Origin of the sequence: Stenotrophomonas sp. PAMC25021 (assembly GCF_004795795.1) — a bacterium.
GTDB lineage: Bacteria > Pseudomonadota > Gammaproteobacteria > Xanthomonadales > Xanthomonadaceae > Stenotrophomonas > Stenotrophomonas muris.
Map to the genome: position 1 here is coordinate 3261410 of NZ_CP039255.1, position 19343 is coordinate 3280752.

General features: G+C 67.2%; 15 protein-coding genes. 11 read left to right on the plus strand and 4 right to left on the minus strand.

From position 1 onward, the window contains the following. Positions 1-29: 29 nt before the first annotated feature. Positions 30-1142 (minus strand): 3-dehydroquinate synthase, encoded by a 1113-nt coding sequence (gene aroB, locus E5790_RS15125; RefSeq protein WP_049441286.1) that lies wholly within the window; start codon positions 1140-1142, stop codon positions 30-32. Further along, positions 1139-1681, minus strand: a complete 543-nt coding sequence (locus E5790_RS15130) for a shikimate kinase (protein ID WP_014648049.1) — start codon at positions 1679-1681, stop codon at positions 1139-1141. The genes aroB and E5790_RS15130 overlap by 4 nt, the downstream gene beginning before the upstream one ends. 98 nt (positions 1682-1779) lie before the next feature. On the opposite strand from E5790_RS15130, the gene E5790_RS15135 reads away from it, so the two are divergent. Continuing rightward, complete coding sequence (locus tag E5790_RS15135; RefSeq protein ID WP_005410663.1) at positions 1780-1983, plus strand: dodecin family protein; 204 nt, start codon at positions 1780-1782, stop codon at positions 1981-1983. Between the two features lie 6 nt (positions 1984-1989). Here the strand turns inward: E5790_RS15135 and E5790_RS15140 are convergent, their stop codons facing one another. Continuing rightward, positions 1990-2817, minus strand: a complete 828-nt coding sequence (locus E5790_RS15140; RefSeq protein WP_111206437.1) for a kinase — start codon at positions 2815-2817, stop codon at positions 1990-1992. A gap of 40 nt (positions 2818-2857) precedes the next feature. Here E5790_RS15140 and pdxH point away from each other — a divergent pair, with 40 nt between their 5' ends. Both pdxH and E5790_RS15150 read left to right on the plus strand, forming a co-directional pair. Further along, complete coding sequence (gene pdxH, locus E5790_RS15145; protein ID WP_049441282.1) at positions 2858-3457, plus strand: pyridoxamine 5'-phosphate oxidase; 600 nt, start codon at positions 2858-2860, stop codon at positions 3455-3457. A gap of 187 nt (positions 3458-3644) precedes the next feature. After that, complete coding sequence (locus E5790_RS15150) at positions 3645-4097, plus strand: DoxX family protein (RefSeq protein ID WP_014648046.1); 453 nt, start codon at positions 3645-3647, stop codon at positions 4095-4097. Positions 4098-4171: 74 nt separating this feature from the next. On the opposite strand, the gene prpR is transcribed toward E5790_RS15150, so the two are convergent. Next, a complete protein-coding gene (prpR, locus tag E5790_RS15155; protein WP_049441273.1) occupies positions 4172-5755 on the minus strand; it encodes a propionate catabolism operon regulatory protein PrpR in 1584 nt (527 codons plus the stop codon). A gap of 153 nt (positions 5756-5908) precedes the next feature. Between prpR and prpB the strand changes: the two genes are divergently transcribed. The 8 genes from prpB (at position 5909) to E5790_RS15195 (ending at position 19325) form a co-directional block, all read left to right on the plus strand. Beyond that, on the plus strand, positions 5909-6802 hold the full coding sequence (gene prpB, locus E5790_RS15160; protein ID WP_005418360.1) for a methylisocitrate lyase: 894 nt from the start codon (positions 5909-5911) through the stop codon (positions 6800-6802). A gap of 35 nt (positions 6803-6837) precedes the next feature. Beyond that, entirely contained in the window at positions 6838-7995 is a 1158-nt protein-coding gene (gene prpC, locus E5790_RS15165) for a 2-methylcitrate synthase (RefSeq protein WP_005418357.1), read from the plus strand. Between the two features lie 97 nt (positions 7996-8092). Continuing rightward, a complete protein-coding gene (gene acnD, locus E5790_RS15170; protein WP_111206439.1) occupies positions 8093-10711 on the plus strand; it encodes a Fe/S-dependent 2-methylisocitrate dehydratase AcnD in 2619 nt (872 codons plus the stop codon). Between the two features lie 99 nt (positions 10712-10810). Continuing rightward, positions 10811-11068 (plus strand): type II toxin-antitoxin system ParD family antitoxin, encoded by a 258-nt coding sequence (locus E5790_RS15175; RefSeq protein WP_014648042.1) that lies wholly within the window; start codon positions 10811-10813, stop codon positions 11066-11068. After that, the gene (locus tag E5790_RS15180; RefSeq protein ID WP_111206441.1) at positions 11055-11381 is read left to right on the plus strand and encodes a type II toxin-antitoxin system RelE/ParE family toxin; all 327 of its coding nucleotides are present in this window, start codon (positions 11055-11057) and stop codon (positions 11379-11381) included. Before E5790_RS15175 ends, E5790_RS15180 begins: the two co-directional genes overlap by 14 nt. Positions 11382-11404: 23 nt before the next feature. Further along, positions 11405-12583, plus strand: a complete 1179-nt coding sequence (gene prpF, locus E5790_RS15185; RefSeq protein ID WP_111206442.1) for a 2-methylaconitate cis-trans isomerase PrpF — start codon at positions 11405-11407, stop codon at positions 12581-12583. 146 nt (positions 12584-12729) lie between these two features. Further along, positions 12730-14190 carry a bifunctional 2-methylcitrate dehydratase/aconitate hydratase gene (locus E5790_RS15190; RefSeq protein WP_049441266.1) on the plus strand — a complete coding sequence of 487 codons (1461 nt, stop codon included), beginning with the start codon at positions 12730-12732 and terminating at the stop codon, positions 14188-14190. A gap of 227 nt (positions 14191-14417) precedes the next feature. Then, a complete protein-coding gene (locus tag E5790_RS15195; protein ID WP_111206444.1) occupies positions 14418-19325 on the plus strand; it encodes an alpha-2-macroglobulin in 4908 nt (1635 codons plus the stop codon). The last annotated feature ends 18 nt before the right edge of the window (positions 19326-19343 follow it).

A 19343-nucleotide genomic window follows, 5' to 3' on the forward strand; every position in this document is an offset into this window, starting at 1 on the left:
GGGTGACCCCGGCCGCAACGCGGCCGGCACTACCGGACCGACAGCACCTTCAGCACCGCCGCCTCATCCACGTCCGGCACCACTTCGGCACGGCCCATCCCGCGCCACAACACCAGGCGCAGGCGGCCGGCCACGTTCTTCTTGTCCAGGCGCATGCGGCCGAGCAGGGCCTGCGGCTCCAGCCCGGCCGGGATCGCCACCGGCAGGCCGAGGCGTTCCAGCAGGGCCTGCAGGCGCGCGCGGTCGGCATCGTCGGCCAGGCCCAGGTCGGTGGACAGCTTCGCCGCCAGCACCATGCCCACCGCCACCGCCTCGCCGTGGTTCAGCGCATCGCGGCCCGGGGCCGAATAGCCCTGTTCGGTCTCGATGGCGTGGCCGAAGGTGTGGCCGAGGTTGAGCAGGGCACGCTCGCCCTTCTCGAACGGGTCGCGCTCGACGATGGCGGCCTTGTGCCGGCAGCTGCGCGCGATGGCCTCGGCCAGCACCGCATCCTCGCCGGCCAGCAGCGCATCGGCATGCTGCTGCAGCCACTCGAAGAACACGGCATCACCCAGCGCGCCGTACTTCACCACTTCGGCCAGGCCGGCACGCAGCTCGCGTGGCGGCAGGGTGGCCAGCACGCGGGTATCGGCGATGACCGCACGCGGCGGATGGAAGGCACCGACCAGGTTCTTGCCGGCCGGAATGTCGACTGCGGTCTTGCCGCCCACCGACGAATCGACCATTGCCAGCAGGGTGGTCGGCAGCTGCACGCAGTCCACGCCGCGCATCCAGCAGGCGGCAGCGAAACCGGCGAGATCACCGACCACGCCGCCGCCGAGGGCGAAGACGCAGGCGTCGCGGGTGGCGCCGAGCGCGGCCAGCGCTTCGATCGCGCGGTCGAACTCGGCCAGCGTCTTGGAGGCTTCGCCCGCGGCCAGCACGTGCTCGCCGATGACCAGGTCGGGGCGAGCGGCCAGCAGCGTCTGCTTCACCGGCGCCAGATAGCGCGGGGCGACTTCACTGTCGCTGAGCAGCAGCACATGACGGCCGCGCACGTGCGAGGCCAGCGCGGTGCCATCGGCCTGGGCACCGGCGCCGATGGTGATGGAGTAGGGGCGGTCGCCGCCAACGGCGACCTGCAGCAGGGCGGGGGAGGTCATGCGGTCAGGTCCTGGCGCTGCCATTGCGTGGCCAGCTTGACCACCAGTTGGGCGGTCGCATCGGCAGCGGTATACGGGTCGGTGTCGAGGGTGAGGTCGGCCAGTTCGCGGTACAGCGGGTCGCGGTGTGCGGCCAGATCGTGCAGCACCTGCTCGCGGTCCGGGCGCTGCAGCAGCGGCCGGCCCTTGTCGCGGGCCAGGCGCTCGAGCTGTTCGGCCACGCTGACCCGAAGATAGACCACGAAGCCGCGCCGGGCGATCAGTGCACGATTGTCCGGATCCAGCACGGCGCCGCCACCGGTGGAGACCAGCTGGCCACGGCCTTCCAGTACCCGCGCAAGCGCCTGGCGTTCATGGCTGCGGAAGCCGGCTTCGCCGGAGTGCTCGAAGATGGTCGGAATGCTGGCGCCGGCGGCATCGACGATGGCCTGGTCGACATCGACGAAGTCCAGCGTGAAACGCTCGGCCAGGCGGCGGCCGATGCAGGTTTTGCCGGCGCCCATCGGGCCGATCAGGATCAGGTTCGGAGCAGGATTCATGCCTTCTGATGCTAACACCTCCGTGCCCTGGCCTTTACGTTCTTCACGTCAGGGTGGGCGTTCCTGCGGGGTCTCCCGCGCCAGACGGAGTACAGGCCATGACGGTCGCCAAGGTCATCGAAATCACTGCGTCCTCGCCGAAAAGCGTGGAAGACGCCGTGCGCAGCGGGCTGAAGAAGGTCTCCGAGACGGTCAAGGGCATCCAGGGCGCCTGGGTGAACGAGACCAAGGTGGTCACCAATGGCAGCGGCGAGATCACCGAATGGCGGGTCAACCTGCGGGTGACTTTCCTGGTGGAATAGGCGCGTTCAGCGCACGTCCTGCACCTGTCGCTGGCCGTCCAGCACCACCACGTGGTCGGCCAGGGCGGGCAGGGCGCTCAATGCCTGCCGGCTGACCCGCTCGTAGTACTGCACGAAGCGGTCCAGCTGTGGCCGGCTCATGCCGTGCCGGCCCGGCTGCGCGGCCTGCAGGTTCTGCTCCTGCTGCCAGCGCCAGCGTGGTACCACCGAGAAATCCGGCGGCTGCAGGAACCACAGGCGGTCGCAGCGCTGCCACAACGCCGGGTAGTCGCGGGCCAGCGCCTGGTTGCACCAGCGCCGCCAGCGGCCATCGGCGTCGGCTTCGCGTTCCAGTGCGTTCAACGGGCTGTCCAGCGCGTCGTCATCCTGCGCGGGCGTGCCCAGGAACCAGCCTTCGAATACCAGCAGGTCCAGCGGTTGCTGCAGCTGCGGCCATTGTGCTTCGGGCAGGCGCTCGTCGGCCAGCTTGTCGAAGCGCGGCATTGCGAAGGGCTGGCGTGCGGCCACGGCGTTCAATACCGCATGGGCCAGCGGCAGGTCGTGGGTGCCGGGTGGGCCACGGGTGATCAGCAGTGGGTGCACCTGGCGGGCCAGACGTTGGCGCTGTGCGCGGGTCAGGTAGACATCATCGATCGACAGCGTGGCGGCGTTCAGGTCGCGTGCCCGGGCACGGGCCACCACCTGCGCCGCCAGCGTCGATTTGCCGCTCCCCTGCAGGCCGCTGATCGCCAATACTGGAACCGCTGCGCCGCTGCCCAGCGCATCATCCAGCGCCTGTTCGGCCAATGTTTCGGGGAATCCTTTCACCTGGGGCATATACGCAGCAGCGGCCATGCAGCCACAATAGCCCAATCCGTGTGAGAAGAACGCAATCATGAGCGACCTGTACGCCGAAGCCCTGTCCACGTTTGCCGGCCTGTTCGACGAGGCCAAACAGAGCCGCGAGGTCGAGCCGAACGCGATGACCGTGGCCACCGCCGATACGCAGGGTCGCCCCTCGGCGCGCACCGTGCTGCTGAAGGCGTTCGATGAGCGCGGCTTTGTGTTCTACACCCACCTGGACAGCCACAAGGGCCAGGAGCTGCAGGCCAATCCGCAGGCCGCGCTGCTGTTCCTGTGGCGCAGCCTGCGCGAGGCCGGCATCCAGGTGCGCATCGAAGGCCGTGTCGAGCAGGTCGCCGATGCCGAAGCCGACGCCTATTTCGCCAGCCGCCCGCGGATGAGCCAGATCGGCGCGTGGGCCTCGCAGCAGTCGAAGACGCTGGCAACGCGCGAGGAATTCGATGCTCGCGTGGCCGAGGTCGAAGCCCGCTTCGAGGGCAAGGACGTGCCGCGCCCGGAGGGCTGGAGCGGCCTGCGCGTGGTGCCTGACCGCATCGAGTTCTGGTTTGGCGCGCAGTTCCGCCTGCACGAGCGCTGGTGCTATGAAGCCGGCGCCGAAGGGCGCTGGAGCAAGCGCCTGCTGTACCCGTAAGGCGGGGTGGTGCCGGGGCTGCTGTAGAGCCGAGCCCATGCTCGGCTGATGTTCTCGCAGGAGCAGCCGAGCATGGGCTCGGTTCTACAGAAACCTGCGTTTGTCGCGAACGGACTGGTCCGCTTCATGCACGAGCAGGTCGGCGACGGGCACACTCGCTGCGATGCCCTCGATCTGCGGAGTTGCCATGCCCTCCTGGCGTTGCCTGTTTGCCGTGCCGCCACCACGCCGCGGCGTGGAAGCGTTGTTGTTGCTGCTCGCCCGCATCGTCGCCGGTGTGATGTTCTGCGTGTCCGGCTGGAACAAGGTGTTCACCGACGCCGGGCGCGAGCGCATGGTGCATACGCTGGTCGATGCCGGTATCCCATTCCCGGTGTTCAGTGCGCCGGTACTCGGTGCGATCGAGTGGATTGCGGGTGGTCTGCTGGTGCTGGGCCTTTTGAGCCGCCCCTCGGCCCTGCTGCTGGCGGCGATCTGCGTAGTGGCTGCGCTGACCGATGGCATCGCGCGCATTCCTGCGGGACTGAGCGTGCCGGATTGGCTGAGCTGGTTCTTCTACCTGAGCGAAGTGCCGCTGGGCGTGCTGCTGTTGTGGATTGCCGCAGTGGGTAGTGGACGGTTCGCCATCGAAGCGCGCTGACGACACGCATCCTGTAGAGCCGAGCCCATGCTCGGCTGCTTCTGCGGGGACATCAGCCGGGCATGGGCTCGGCTTTACAGGTCCTCCGCGCGCAGCCAGCGCCACAGCGTGGTGCGTGACACGCCCAGCGCCTGCGCCATGCCCTCACGATCATGCCGGTGTTCCCGCAGCAGTGCTTCCAGCTTGGCCCGCGGCGGGCGCCTGCCGTTGCTTTCCAGCGGCAACGCCGCGACACCTTCATGCACCAGCTCGGGTGCCAGCTGCAGCAGCCGCGCCGTATCGATCAGCCCTTCACCGGGCTGCCAGTGGATGCGCAGGCGATCGACCAGATTGCGCAGCTCGCGCACGTTTCCCGGCCACTCGGCCGCGCACAGCACCGCCAGCGCCGCCTCATCCAATGGCGCGTCGATGCCACGCAGCTGGCGGAAGAAATGCTGCGCCAGCAACGGGATGTCACCGCGTCGGGCGCGCAGCGAGGGCAGGGCAATCCGCAGCGCGGCCAGGCGGTAATACAGGTCGCGGCGGAAGCTGCCGGTCGCCGCGCGCTGCTCCAGCGACTGCAGGGTGGCGGCGACCACGCGCAGGTCCACCGGCGTCGGTTCGGTGGCACCCACGCGCAGCACTTCACGTTCCTCCAGCACCCGCAGCAGGCGGGTCTGCAGCGGCAGCGGCAGTTCGCCGATTTCGTCCAGGAACAGGGTGCCGCCATCTGCAGCTTCCACCAGGCCAACGCGGCCGCCACGCCGTGCGCCGGTGAAGGCGCCATCGCTGTAGCCGAACAGCTCCGCTTCCAGCAGCGATTCGCTGATCGCGCCACAGTTCAGCGCGACGAAGCGGCCACGGCGCCCGCTGGCGGCGTGCAGCTGGCGCGCCACCAGTTCCTTGCCGGTGCCGGTTTCGCCGCTGACCAGCACGGTGCTGTCATGTGGGGCATACAGCGCGATCTGCGCGCGCACCTGCGCCATCGCGTCGCTGTCGCCCAGCAGTTCATGCGCATCGGCACGCGCTGCCGGGCGCCGGCGCGGTGCAGCGCGGTTGCTGCCGGAACGTGCCAGGGTCTGGGTCAGTTCCAGCGCATGTTCGAACGCCTGCCGCACCGAGTCGGCCGAATACAGCAGCACCCCGGGCAGGCCGGCCTGCTCGGCATGGTCGATGGCCATGCCGGTGCCGACGATCACCTCGATGCCGTTGGCGCGCAGGTCGGCGATGCAGTCGCGGGCGTCCTCGCGGGTGACGAAGCGGCGATGCTCGATATCCAGGCCGAAGCTCTGCTGGAAGTTGCTGAACACCGGTACGTCGCTGGCGTGGGTGACCAGGCCGATGCGGCTGGCGATACGCCGTGCCCGGGCCAGCGCTTCCATCAGGTCGAAGCCGTTGGCCTGGATCGGCACCAGCGGCAGCTCCAGCCGGCCGCGCAGCCAGGCCGCGTTGGAGCCGCCGGCGATGACCACGTCGCAGTGCTCGCGACGCAGGCGTTGGCCGATCACCTCCACCGCTTCCTCGAAGCCGAGGTTGATCTGTTCGATACGCGCGCGGCGGTCGAACTCGGGGATCACGTCGCCGAGCAGGCCGGTCAGCCGCGAGACGCTGACCGTCCAGATCACCGGACGGCCCGGGTCGGCATCGGCATGGCGCAGGGGGGAGCGGGGCAGATACATGGCAGCCGTTTCGGGGAGGATGTTTCATGATACATCCGTTTCAATGTTTCATATGTTCCACTGTTGCATGCCGGTCATTCCCGTGAAATCAACCGCTTGCAGCTTGGCATGGTGCTTGCGCTTCCTTTCCCGTACTTCAACCTGGATTGCCGCATGACCGCTTCTGCCCCTTTCTCCGCCGGTGCCCGCTTCCGTGAGGCGCTGGCTGCCGAATCGCCGCTGCAGGTGATCGGTGCGATCAACGCCAACCACGCCCTGCTGGCCAAGCGCGCCGGCTTCCGTGCCATTTACCTGTCCGGCGGCGGCGTTGCCGCAGGCTCGCTGGGCCTGCCGGACTTGGGCATCAACACCCTGGAAGACGTGCTGGTGGACGTGCGCCGCATCACCGATGTCTGCGACCTGCCCTTGATGGTCGACATCGACACCGGCTTCGGCCCGAGCGCGTTCAATATCGCGCGCACCGTGAAGTCGCTGATCAAGGCCGGCGCGGCCGCCTGCCACATCGAGGATCAGGTCGGTGCCAAGCGTTGCGGCCATCGTCCGGGCAAGGAGATCGTCTCGCAGGGTGAAATGGTCGACCGTGTGAAGGCCGCTGCCGATGCCAAGACCGATCCGGACTTCTTCCTGATCGCGCGCACCGATGCCATCCAGGTGGACGGCGTGGACAAGGCGATCGAGCGCGCCATCGCCTGTGTCGAGGCCGGTGCCGACGGCATCTTCGCCGAGGCCGCCTACGATCTGGATACCTACCGCCGCTTCGTCGACGCGGTGAAGGTGCCGGTGCTGGCCAACATCACCGAATTCGGCGCCACCCCGCTGTTCAGCCGCGATGAACTGGCCTCGGCCGGCGTCGCCATCCAGCTGTTCCCGCTGTCGGCGTTCCGTGCCGCCAACAAGGCCGCCGAGAACGTCTACCAGGCGGTGCGCCGCGATGGCCACCAGCGCAACGTGGTGGAAACCATGCAGACCCGCGAGGAACTCTACGACCGCATCGGCTATCACGCCTTCGAGCAGCAGCTCGATGCGCTGTTCGCCGCCAAGAAATAAGCAGTACCCTGCACCATCAAGTTTCGGAGGGAAACATGAACGATACGACCGCAACCCCGACCTTCAAGCCGAAGAAGTCCGTCGCCCTGTCCGGCACCGCGGCCGGCAACACCGCGCTGTGCAGCGTGGGCCGCAGCGGCAACGACCTGCACTACCGCGGCTATGACATCCTGGACCTGGCCAACACCAGCGAGTTCGAGGAAATCGCCTACCTGCTGGTGCACGGCAAGCTGCCGACCCGCGCCGAGCTGGTTTCGTACAAGGCCAAGCTGAAGTCGCTGCGTGGGATCCCCGCCGCGGTGAAGGCCGCGCTGGAAGAGCTGCCGCCGTCGGCGCACCCGATGGACGTGATGCGCACCGGCGTGTCCGTGCTCGGCTGCGTGGCACCGGAGAAGGACGACCACAACCACCCGGGCGCGCGCGACATCGCCGACAAGCTGATGGCCTGCCTCGGTTCGATGCTGCTGTACTGGTACCACTGGAGCCACAACGGCCGCGCCATCGATGTGGAAACCGACGATGATTCGATCGGCGGCCACTTCCTGCACCTGCTGCATGGCGAAAAGCCGCAGGATTCGTGGGTGAAGGCGATGCACACCTCGCTGATCCTGTACGCCGAGCACGAGTTCAACGCCTCGACCTTCACCTGCCGTGTCATCGCCGGTACCGGCAGCGACATGTACAGCGCGATCTGCGGTGGCATCGGTGCGCTGCGTGGCCCGAAGCATGGCGGCGCCAACGAAGTGGCGTTCGAAGTGCAGAAGCGCTATGACAACCCGGATGAAGCCGAGGAGGACATCAAGGCGCGCGTCGAGCGCAAGGAAGTGGTGATCGGTTTCGGCCACCCGGTCTATACCGTCTCCGATCCGCGCAACAAGGTGATCAAGGACGTGGCCCGCGAGCTGTCCGAGGAACAGTCGAGCATGAAGATGTACGACATCGCCGAGCGCCTGGAATCGGTGATGTGGGACATCAAGAAGATGTTCCCGAACCTGGACTGGTTCAGTGCGGTCAGCTACCACATGATGGGCGTGCCGACCGCGATGTTCACCCCGCTGTTCGTGATCGCGCGCACCGCGGGCTGGAGCGCGCACATCATCGAGCAGCGCATCGACGGCAAGATCATCCGCCCGAGCGCCAATTACATCGGTCCGGAAGACCGCGACTTCGTCGCCATCGACAAGCGCGTCTGATCCCCCTGCTGTACCCATCCGGCCGGCCGCATGCCGGCCGGGTGCTTTCGCCGCCGCACCGCCGGCACCCGGCCCGCCCCAAGCACTCCGCCAGCCCATGAATACCGATTACCGCAAGAACCTCCCCGGCAGCGCGCTGGACTATTTCGACGCGCGCGCCGCTGTCGATGCGATCCAGCCCGGCGCCTATGCCACCCTGCCGTACACCTCGCGCGTGCTGGCCGAGAACCTGGTGCGCCGATGCGATCCGGCCACGCTCGGCGATTCGCTGAAGCAGCTGATCGAGCGCCGTCGCGACCTCGACTTCCCGTGGTTCCCGGCACGCGTGGTGTGCCACGACATCCTCGGCCAGACCGCGCTGGTGGACCTGGCCGGCCTGCGTGATGCGATCGCCGACAAGGGCGGCGACCCGGCCAAGGTCAATCCGGTGGTGCCGGTGCAGTTGATCGTCGATCACTCGCTGGCGGTGGAATGCGGTGGCTACGATCCGCAGGCGTTCGAGAAGAACCGCGCCATCGAGGATCGCCGCAACGAAGACCGTTTCCACTTCATCGACTGGACCAAGCAGGCGTTCCAGAACGTGGACGTGATTCCGCCGGGCAACGGCATCATGCACCAGATCAACCTGGAGAAGATGTCGCCGGTGATCTACGTGCAGGACGGCGTAGCCTTCCCGGATACCTGCGTGGGCACCGATAGCCACACCCCGCACGTCGACGCGCTGGGTGTGATCGCGATTGGTGTTGGCGGCCTGGAAGCGGAGAACGTGATGCTGGGCCGCGCGTCGTGGATGCGCCTGCCGGATATCATCGGCGTCGAGCTGACCGGCAGGCCACAGCCGGGCATCACCGCCACCGACGTGGTGCTGGCACTGACCGAGTTCCTGCGCAAGGAACGCGTGGTGGGTGCGTATCTTGAATTCTTCGGCGAGGGGGCGTCGGCACTGACCATCGGTGACCGCGCCACCATCTCCAACATGTGCCCCGAATACGGCGCCACCGCCGCGATGTTCTATATCGACGGGCAGACCATCGATTACCTGCGCCTGACCGGCCGCGAGGAATCGCAGGTGGCGCTGGTGGAGAACTATGCGCGCACCACCGGCCTGTGGGCCGATGACCTGGCCACTGCGCAGTACGAGCGCGTGCTGCGCTTCGACCTGTCCAGCGTGGTGCGCAACATGGCTGGCCCGTCCAACCCGCACAAGCGCGTGGCCACCGCCGAGCTGGCCGAGCGCGGCATCGCCGACGAAGCCAAGCTGGCAGCGGGCAGGGCCGAGCAGGCGCAGGGCCTGATGCCCGACGGCGCGGTGATCATCGCCGCCATCACCAGCTGCACCAACACCTCCAACCCGCGCAACGTGATCGCTGCCGCACTGCTGGCGCGCAAGGCCAACGAACGTGGCCTGCTGCGCAAGCCGTGGGTAAAGTCGTCGCTGGCGCCGGGCTCGAAGGCAGTGCAGCTTTACCTGGAAGAATCCGGCCTGCTGCCGGACCTGGAAAAGCTCGGCTTCGGCATCGTCGCCTTCGCCTGCACCACCTGCAACGGCATGAGCGGCGCGCTGGATCCGGCCATCCAGCAGGAAATCATCGATCGCGACCTGTACGCCACGGCCGTGCTGTCGGGCAACCGCAACTTCGATGGCCGCATCCACCCGTATGCGAAGCAGGCCTTCCTGGCGTCGCCGCCGCTGGTGATCGCCTATGCCATCGCCGGCACCGTGCGCTTCGACATCGAGAAGGACGTGCTGGGCGTGGATGCCGAGGGCAACGAGGTGCGCCTGAAGGACATCTGGCCGAGCGATGCCGAGATCGACGCGGTGGTGAAGGCCTCGGTGAAGCCCGAGCAGTTCCGCCGCGTCTACAACCCGATGTTCAACGTGCGCGTGGAGCATGGCGCGGCGGTCAGCCCGCTGTACGACTGGCGCCCGCAGAGCACCTACATCCGCCGTCCGCCGTACTGGGAGGGCGCACTGGCCGGTGAGCGCACACTGTCGGGCATGCGTGCGCTGGCGGTGCTGCCGGACAACATCACCACCGACCACCTGTCGCCGTCCAACGCGATCCTGGCGTCCAGTGCCGCCGGCGAATACCTGGCGAAGATGGGCCTGCCGGAAGAGGACTTCAATTCCTACGCCACCCACCGCGGTGACCACCTGACCGCACAGCGCGCCACCTTCGCCAACCCGAAGCTGTTCAATGAAATGGTGCGCAACGACGATGGCAGCGTGAAGCAGGGTTCGCTGGCGCGCGTGGAGCCGGAAGGCAAGGTGATGCGCATGTGGGAAGCGATCGAGACCTACATGGACCGCAAGCAGCCGCTGATCATCATCGCCGGTGCCGACTATGGCCAGGGCAGCTCGCGTGACTGGGCCGCCAAGGGCGTGCGCCTGGCCGGTGTGGAAGCGATCGTGGCCGAAGGCTTCGAACGTATCCACCGCACCAACCTGATCGGCATGGGCGTGCTGCCGCTGGAGTTCAAGCCGGGCACCACCCGCCTGACCCTGGGCATCGACGGTACCGAGACCTTCGACGTGATCGGCGAGCGCACCCCGCGCGCCGACCTGACCCTGGTCATCCACCGCCGCGACGGCCAGGATGTGATCGTGCCAGTGACCTGCCGCCTGGACAGCGACGAGGAAGTGGCGATCTACGAAGCCGGTGGCGTGCTGCAGCGCTTCGCCCAGGACTTCCTGGAAGGGGCCAAGGTGGCGTGATACCGGCCTGAATGCCTGCCCCCGGAGGCCGGGGGCGGCTTGTCCGACACCCGGGCAGGGCGCACACTGACTTGGCAAAAACTGCCAAAGGAGAGTTTCATGGCCACCATGAACATTTCGCTGACCGATCCGCTCAAGCAGTTCGTGGACGAGGAAGTGCGTGAAGGCGGCTACTCCAGTACGTCGGACTACGTGCGTGACCTGATCCGCCAGCGCCAGCGCAGCAAGGCCGAAGAGCTGCTCAAGCAGTTGATAGCCGAGGGGCTGGCTTCTGGTCCAGGCGTTGCGGTGACGGCCGACACATTCGAGCGCATGCGTCGCGAACTGACCGAAAGGTTGGAGCGTGAAGGCGATTGAATGGCGGCCAAGGGCCGAAGCCGACGTAGCCGATGCCGCACTGTGGTTTGCACGGCAGGGTGGGCTGGTACTGGGTCGGCGCTTTCTCGCCGAGTTGGAGGCCACGCTTCAACGCATCGCCGTGTTTCCAGGCTCGGGTTCCACCCGGCACGCCGACCTCGCAGCACAGCTGCCGGTGTCGTTGCGGTTCATGCTGGTTCCGGGCTTCGAACGCTACCTCGTCTATTACCTCGATCTACCGGACCGCGTGGACATCATGCGTGTGTGGTGCGTTGATCGTGGTCTTGACGCACTGATGCAAGACATTTCCTGAAATTCAAACGCGTGGATTCGACGATGACCTTCCTCCCGCAACTCCGTATTCCCGCCACCTACATGCGCGGCGGCACCAGCAAGGGCGTGTTCTTCCGCCTGCAGGACCTGCCCGAAGCCGCTCAGGTGCCGGGCGCCGCGCGCGATGCGCTGCTGATGCGCGTGATCGGCTCGCCCGATCCGTATGGCAAGCAGACCGACGGCATGGGCGGTGCCACCTCCAGCACCAGCAAGTGCGTGATCATCTCCACCGCCTCGGTGCCGGACCACGATGTGGACTACCTGTACGGCCAGGTCTCGATCGACACCGCCTTCGTCGATTGGAGCGGCAACTGCGGCAACCTCAGTACGGCAGTGGGTCCGTTCGCGATCGCCAATGGGCTGATCGATCCGGCCCGGGTGCCGCGCGATGGCCTGTGCACCGTGCGCATCTGGCAGGCCAACATCGGCAAGACCATCATCGCCCACGTGCCGATGCGCGATGGCGAAGTGCAGGAGATCGGCGATTTCGAGCTGGATGGCGTGACCTTCCCGGCCGCCGAGATCCAGCTGGAGTTCATCGATCCGTCCGATGACGGCGATGCGGGCGCGATGTTCCCGACCGGCAACCTGGTCGACACCTTGGACGTGCCGGGCGTCGGCAGTTTGGAGGTGACCATGATCACCGCCGGCATTCCGACCATCTTCCTCAATGCGGCAGACCTGGGCTACACCGGCACCGAGCTGCAGCCTGCGATCAACGAGGACAAGGGAGCGCTGGAGCGCTTCGAGAAGATCCGCGCCTACGGCGCCTTGCGCATGGGTCTGATCAGGAACCTGGAAGATGCGGCCACCCGCCAGCACACGCCGAAGGTGGCCTTCGTGGCGCCGGCACGGGACTACGTGTCCTCCAGCGGCAAGGCCATTCCGGCCTCGGCCATCGACCTGCACGCGCGGGCGTTGTCGATGGGCAAGCTGCACCACGCGATGATGGGCACCGCCGCCGTGGCGATCGGCACTGCGGCGGCGATTCCGGGCACGCTGGTCAATCGCGCGGCCGGTGGTGGTGAACGCGAAGCGGTGACCTTCGGCCACCCTTCCGGCACGCTGCGCGTGGGTGCGCAGGCCGGCCTCGTTGACGGCCAGTGGACAGTGACCAAGGCCATCATGAGCCGCAGCGCCCGCGTATTGATGGAAGGCAAGGTGCGGGTGCCGGCCGAATAACCAGCCGGTCGGCGCTGGCATCACATGCTTCGGTAGATGCCAACCTTGGTTGGCATGGCATTGGCACCGCCCGGGCAACGTCCAGCGCCAACCAAGGTTGGCGACTACCGGGAGGCGCGGCCTGAGCTCTGAAGAGGAGATCGACGATGTCTGACAGCCACACCCCATCCAACGAGCGTGCAGCGTGGGATGCGCTGCTGGTGGACATCGTCGATTACGTACGCGACGCGCGCATCGACTCCCCCCTGGCCTTCCAGACCGCGCACTACTGCCTGCTCGACACGCTGGGCTGCGGGCTGGAAGCGCTGTCCTTCCCGGCCTGCAGCAAGCTGCTCGGTCCGCTGGTGCCGGGTATCAGCGTGGTCAACGGGGCGCGCGTGCCGGGTACGCACTACGTGCTGGACCCGGTGCAGGCCGCCTTCAACCTGGGCGCGATGGTGCGCTGGCTGGATTTCAACGATACCTGGCTGGCCGCCGAGTGGGGCCACCCGTCGGACAACCTGGGCGGCATCCTGTCTGTCTGCGATTGGCTGGGGCGCAACGCGCAGGCCCTGCATCGCCCAGCGCCGACCCTGCATGACGTGCTGCTGGCGATGATCAAGGCACACGAGATCCAGGGCGTGCTGGCCCTGCAGAATTCCTTCAACCGGGTCGGGCTGGACCACGTGGTGCTGGTCAAGGTGGCCACCACCGCGGTGGTCGCGCAGTTGCTCGGCCTGGATCGCGAACGCATGCTCAATGCACTGTCGCTGGCCTGGGTCGATGGCCAGGCGCTGCGCACCTACCGGCACGCGCCCAACACCGGCTCGCGCAAGAGCTGGGCGGCCGGCGATGCGACCAGCCGTGGCGTGCGCCTGGCGCTGATGGCGGCCAGTGGCGAGATGGGCTATCCCAGTGTGTTGAGCGCGCCGACCTGGGGTTTTGAAGCGGTATCGATGCAGGGCAAGGCGCTGACGCTGGAGCGACCGCTGGGCAGCTACGTGATGGAAAACGTGCTGTTCAAGATCAGCTACCCGGCCGAGTTCCATGGCCAGACCGCGGTGGAGGCGGCGATCACGCTGCACCAGCAGCTGCGTGCGATGGGGCGTCGGGTCGAGGACATCGCGCACATCGCCATCCGCACCCAGGAAGCCTGCATCCGCATCATCGACAAGCAGGGCCCACTGCATAACCCGGCCGACCGCGACCACTGCGTGCAGTACATGGTCGCCATCGCATTGCTGCATGGGCGGCTGGTGGCCCAGGACTACGAGGACGATGTGGCGGCGGATCCGCGCATCGATGCGCTGCGCGCGAAGATGACCTGCCATGAAGACCCGCAGCTCAGCGCCGATTACCTGGACCCTGACAAGCGCAGCATCGCCAACGGCCTGAGCGTGCGCTTCACCGATGGCACCGAGCTGCCCGAAGTACTGGTGGAATACCCGCTGGGCCACGCGCGCCGTCGCGAGGAAGGCATTCCGCTGCTGATGGACAAGTTCCGCCGGCACCTGGCCCATCGCTTCCCGACCACCCAGCAGCAGCGCATCCTGGCCGCATCGCTGGATCTGGTGGCGCTGGCGGCGATGCCGGTGACCGACTATGTGGACCTGTACCTGCCGGGGTAGGGGCGCTTCACCGGATCTGACACCACGCCTGCTTGCCGGGCACATGGCTCGATCCGCTTGGGTAGGTGCCAACCTTGGTTGGCACGGCCGACGCCAACCAAGGTTGGCGGCTACCGAGACTGCCGGCCAGCGGCCGGCACTACCCGCGCCTGGGGCAATTGCCGGATTTGCGTCAACACCTTGACGTGGCCTGCCTATAATGGCCGCCTCGATCAAGGAGTGACGACATGAGCGGTCCGGCACGGCGGAAGCGGTGGGGGTGGGCGGCGGCCGTGCTGGCAGGAGGCCTGTTGCTGGGGCTGGCCGGCTGCCGCAATGACAGCGGGCAGCTGCCCAAGGCCAGTGGTGAAGCCATCACCACCAAGGCCGAGCAGGTGAAGGAATTCACCCTGCTGCGTGCCTACCCGGACCAGAAGAATGACGGCCTGTCGCTGGCGCTGGAGTTCTCGCGCCCGCTGGTCGGCACGCAGGATTTCGACAAACTGGTTCGCTTCGAAGAGAAGGTCGGCACCGAGGACAGCAGCTGGACCCTGTCCGATGACGGCCTGACCCTGCGTTACCCGTTCGTCGAGGCCGGCAAGGAGTTCAGCCTGGTGGCCTCGCCGGACCTGCTGGCCGCCGACGGCAGCCGGCTGGGCAAGGAACTGAAGCAGAAGGTGTTCAGCGGCGAGCTGAAGCCGGTGGTCGGTTTCGCCTCGCAGGGCAGCGTGCTGCCGGCCAAGGACAGCCGCGGCCTGCCGGTGGTCTCGGTGAACGTGCCGGAGGTCGACGTCGAGTTCCTGCGCGTGCGCGAGAAGGACCTGCCGACCTTCTTCAGCCAGTACCAGCGCGGCGGCCGCCGTGGCAGCTGGGAGCTCAGCAGCGACTACGAGCGCAGCCCGATCAACAAGCTGGCCGAGCCGGTCTATGTCAACCGCTTCATCCTGGGTGGCAAACAGAACGAGCGGGTGCTGACCTACCTGCCGACCCAGGACATCAAGGAACTGCAGGAGCCGGGCCTGTACTTCGCCCTGCTCAAGCGCACCGGTGACTACGAGGGCGAGTTCGATACCGCGTTCTTCTCGGTCAGCGACATCGGCCTGCATACCCGTGCCTACAAGGACAAGCTGTTCGTGCACACCGCCGGCCTCAAGGACGGTGCGCCGCTGAAGGGCATCGACCTGCGCGTGCTCGACGCCAAGGGTGAGGTGGTGCTGAAGGGCAGCACCGACGGCAACGGCAATGCGCTGCTGAACTACACCCTGGATGCCACCCACGTGCTGGTCGCCAGCAGTGGCAAGGACACCAGCTTCCTGCCGTTCAACCAGCCGGCGCTGGACCTGAGTGAGTTCGCCGTGGCCGGTCGTGACAACGCCTGGTTCGACGTCTACGCCTGGTCCGGCCGCGACCTGTACCGCCCGGGCGAGACCGTGCGCCTGTCCGCGCTGCTGCGCGACAACGACGGCAAGCCGGTCAAGGCACAACCGGTGTTCCTGCGCCTGAAGCAGCCCGACGGCAAGACCTTCCGCGAGACCCGCCTGCAGCCGGGCGACCAGGGCTACATCAACTTCGAGCAGGTGATCCCCGCCGAGGCGCCGACCGGGCGCTGGCAGGTCGAGTTCCGCACCGACCCGGCCAGCAAGGAAGCGATCCAGGGCATGACCCTGCGCATCGAGGAGTTCCTGCCCGAGCGCATGAAGCTGGACCTGGACAGCGCGCAGAAGACGCTGAAGCCGGGCGAGGACCTGCGCCTGCAGGCCAACGGCGCCTATCTGTACGGCGCGCCGGCCGATGGCAACCGCTTCACTGCGCGCATGGCGGTGGCTGCCGAGCAGAAGCCGGTGGAGGGCCTGCCGGGCTATTTCTTCGGTGACCCGACCCTGCAGCTGCCGCGCGAGGCCAAGGACGTGATCGATACCACGCTGCCGGCCAATGGCCAGCTGCGTGAGGATGTGGCGTTGCCGGAAGAGGCGGCCAAGGCCAAGGCACCGATCGCCGTGGTGTTGTCCGGCAGCCTGTATGAAACCGGTGGCCGCACGGTCACCCGTACCCTGAAACGGGTGATGTGGCCGGCCAACGCGCTGGTCGGCGTGCGGCCGCTGTTCAACCCCGACGATGGTGCTGATTCCAACGGCAACGCACGCTTCGAACTGATGCGCGTGGATGCCGCCGGCACACCGCAGCCAGCCAAGGGCCTGAAGATCACCCTGGTGCGGGAACTGCGCGACTACCATTGGACCTTCAACGACAACCGTTGGGATTACGATTTCACCCGCCGTTTCGAGAACAAGGAAACCCGCACCGTCGATGCCGGCAGCAGTGCGGTTGCCTTCGATTTCCCGGTGGAGTGGGGCGAGTACCGGGTGGACGTGTTCGATCCGTCCACCGGACTGACCAGCCGCTACCCGTTCCGTGCGGGCTGGAGCTGGGGCGATGACAACCGTGGCCTGGATGCACGCCCGGACAAGGTCAAGCTGGGCCTGGACAAGACCGGCTACAAGGCCGGTGACACCCTGGAAGTGACGGTGACCCCGCCGCACGCCGGCAAGGGCATCCTGATGGTCGAGACCGACCGCATGCTGTATGTGCAGGACATCGAGGCCAAGCCGGGCTCGACCTTCAAGATCCCGGTCACCGCCGACTGGGAACGCCACGACGTCTACATCACCGCGCTGGTGTTCCGCGGCGGCAGTGCGCCGAGCAAGATCACCCCGGCCCGCGCCGTGGGCGTGGTGCATGTGCCGATGGACCGCAAGGGCCGAACCGTGGCCGTCGGCCTGGTCGCGCCCAAGCAGATGCGGCCGGAACAGGACCTGCCGGTAACGGTCAGCGCACCGCAGCTGGCCGGCAGGGCCGCGCACGTGACCGTCTCGGCGGTGGACGTGGGCATCCTCAACATCACCCGTTTCCCGGTGCCCGACGCCGGCGCGCACTTCTTCGCCCAGCGTCGCCTCGGTATCGATGCCTATGACATCTACAGCCGGGTGATCGAGAGCTTCGATGGTGGCAGCGGCAAGCTGAAGTTCGGCGGCGACATGGCGCTGCAGGCACTGCCGCAGGCCAAGCGCCCGACCGCGCGCGTGCAGACCGTGGACCTGTTCTCCGGCCCGGTGCAGCTCGATGCCAAGGGCAATGCCCGCATCCGCCTGAAGGTGCCGGACTTCAACGGCACTCTGCGCGTGTCGGCGCTGGTCTACAGCGATGACCAGTACGGCAAGCGTGACGTGGAAACCATCGTGCGCGCCCCGATCCTGGCCGAAGCCAGCATGCCGCGCGTGCTGGCCCCGGGCGACCGCAGCACCGTGACCCTGGACGTGCAGAACTTCACCGGCAAGCCGGGGCAGTTCAACGTCAAGGTGGAAAGCGAGGGTCCGCTGAACCTGGGTGAGGGCAGCCGCAGCGTGCAGTTGAATGCCGATGCCAAGACCACGCTGAGCTTCCCGTTGTCGGCTCGCGAGGGCCACAGCGTGGCCAAGGTGCGGGTGCGGGTGGACGGCAACGGCTTCAAGGCTGATCGCCGCTACGACCTGCCGGTGCGTGCGGCGTGGCCGCAGGTGCTGCGTTCGCAGGTGCGCACACTCGATCCACTGGCCGCGGTCAGCCTCGACAACGGCCTGACCGATGGCCTGATGGCAGAGTCGGTGAATGCCCGCCTGCTGGTCAGCCCGCTGCCGCCGATCCCGTTCGCCAGTGCACTGCAGGGCGCGCTGAACTACCCGTATGGCTGTGCCGAGCAGACCACCAGCAAGGGTTACGCCGCGCTGATCCTGGACCAGGCGACGTCGTCGATGCTCGGTGCCGACGGCCTGGATGCCAAGACCCGTAGAGAGCGCATGGAAGGTGCGTTCGGTCGCCTGGCGTCGATGCAGGTGGCCAACGGCAACTTCTCGATGTGGGGTGACGACGGCTACGTCAATCCGTGGCTGACCCCGTACATCACCGAGTTCCTGCTTGATGCCAAGGACGCCGGCTTCGCCGTGCCCGACAACGTGCTGCAGAAGGCGCTCAACCGGCTCAGCGAGGATCTGCTGTCCGGCGGCAATCAGTTCTATGGCCAGGAGGATCGCGAGAAGCTGAAGTTCGCCAACCAGGCGTATTCGGGTTACGTGCTGGCCCGGGTCAACCGTGCACCGCTGGGTACCCTGCGCACGCTGTACGACAACGAGCGCAGCAAGGCGGTCGGTGGCCTGTCGCTGGTCCACCTGGGCGTGGCGCTGTCGCTGCAGGGTGATGCCAAGCGTGGCCAGGCCGCGCTGGCGGCGGCCTTCGCCAAGTCCAGCAGTGAACGTCCGTCGTACTTCGGCGACTACGGCAGTGCGATCCGTGATGACGCGCTGATGATCGCGCTGACCCACGAGAACAAGCTGGCCAAGCCCGCCTGGGACGCGCGTGCGGTGGATCTTGGCCGTGGCCTGGATGCGCGCCGCAATGCCGGCTGGATGTGGCTGAGCACGCAGGAACAGGTGGCGATTGCCCGCCTCGGCAAGGCCCTGGCCGCCAACCAGAAGGCGCTGGTGGCCGGTGAGCTGGTGATCGGTGGCAACACCGAAGCCATCGGCGAGCGCAAGCTGTTCGGCCGCAACTTCAGCGCCAGTGAGCTGGCCAGCGGCGTGCGCTTCACCCCGCAGGGGCAGCCGCCGATGTTCGCCAGCATTGATGTGGCCGGCATCCCGCGCAGCGCACCGGCACCGGACAACAGTGTGCTGGGCGTCGAGCGCAGTTACTACGGCACCGATGGCAAGCCGTGGTCGCCGCGCCCGCTGAAGGAAGGCGAAGCGCTGATCGTGCGCGTCACGGTGACTGCCGACACCACGATGCCCGATGCGCTGCTGACCGACCTGCTGCCGGCGGGCCTGGAGATCGAGAACTTCAACCTGGGCGATGCCAAGCAGTGGGCCGACGTGGTGGTCGATGGCATCACCATCAGCGACCGTGGTGAGGCCGCCGACACCAAGCACGAGGAGTTCCGCGATGACCGCTATGTGGCCGCGCTGAAGCTCTCGCGTGGCAGCAAGGCCAACGTGTTCTACCTAGTACGCGCGGTGACGCCGGGAACCTACTCGGTGCCGCCGCCGCTGGTGGAGGACATGTACCGGCCGCAGCTGCGCGGCGTCGGCCGCAGCAACCCGACCACGATCACGGTGGTACAGCCGTGACCGCGCGGACGGGCCGCG

What these genes read in the sequence shown, in the direction of transcription:
- aroB (WP_049441286.1), bottom strand. Translation starts at nt 1,142, where the DNA reads ATGACCTCCCCCGCCCTGCTGCAGGTCGCCGTTGGCGGCGACCGCCCC.
- prpF (WP_111206442.1), top strand. Translation starts at nt 11,405, where the DNA reads ATGACCTTCCTCCCGCAACTCCGTATTCCCGCCACCTACATGCGCGGC.
- pdxH (WP_049441282.1), top strand. Translation starts at nt 2,858, where the DNA reads ATGAGCGACCTGTACGCCGAAGCCCTGTCCACGTTTGCCGGCCTGTTC.
- E5790_RS15190 (WP_049441266.1), top strand. Translation starts at nt 12,730, where the DNA reads ATGTCTGACAGCCACACCCCATCCAACGAGCGTGCAGCGTGGGATGCG.
- prpC (WP_005418357.1), top strand. Translation starts at nt 6,838, where the DNA reads ATGAACGATACGACCGCAACCCCGACCTTCAAGCCGAAGAAGTCCGTC.
- acnD (WP_111206439.1), top strand. Translation starts at nt 8,093, where the DNA reads ATGAATACCGATTACCGCAAGAACCTCCCCGGCAGCGCGCTGGACTAT.
- E5790_RS15135 (WP_005410663.1), top strand. Translation starts at nt 1,780, where the DNA reads ATGACGGTCGCCAAGGTCATCGAAATCACTGCGTCCTCGCCGAAAAGC.
- prpB (WP_005418360.1), top strand. Translation starts at nt 5,909, where the DNA reads ATGACCGCTTCTGCCCCTTTCTCCGCCGGTGCCCGCTTCCGTGAGGCG.
- E5790_RS15140 (WP_111206437.1), bottom strand. Translation starts at nt 2,817, where the DNA reads ATGGCCGCTGCTGCGTATATGCCCCAGGTGAAAGGATTCCCCGAAACA.
- E5790_RS15175 (WP_014648042.1), top strand. Translation starts at nt 10,811, where the DNA reads ATGGCCACCATGAACATTTCGCTGACCGATCCGCTCAAGCAGTTCGTG.
- E5790_RS15195 (WP_111206444.1), top strand. Translation starts at nt 14,418, where the DNA reads ATGAGCGGTCCGGCACGGCGGAAGCGGTGGGGGTGGGCGGCGGCCGTG.
- E5790_RS15130 (WP_014648049.1), bottom strand. Translation starts at nt 1,681, where the DNA reads ATGAATCCTGCTCCGAACCTGATCCTGATCGGCCCGATGGGCGCCGGC.
- prpR (WP_049441273.1), bottom strand. Translation starts at nt 5,755, where the DNA reads ATGTATCTGCCCCGCTCCCCCCTGCGCCATGCCGATGCCGACCCGGGC.
- E5790_RS15150 (WP_014648046.1), top strand. Translation starts at nt 3,645, where the DNA reads ATGCCCTCCTGGCGTTGCCTGTTTGCCGTGCCGCCACCACGCCGCGGC.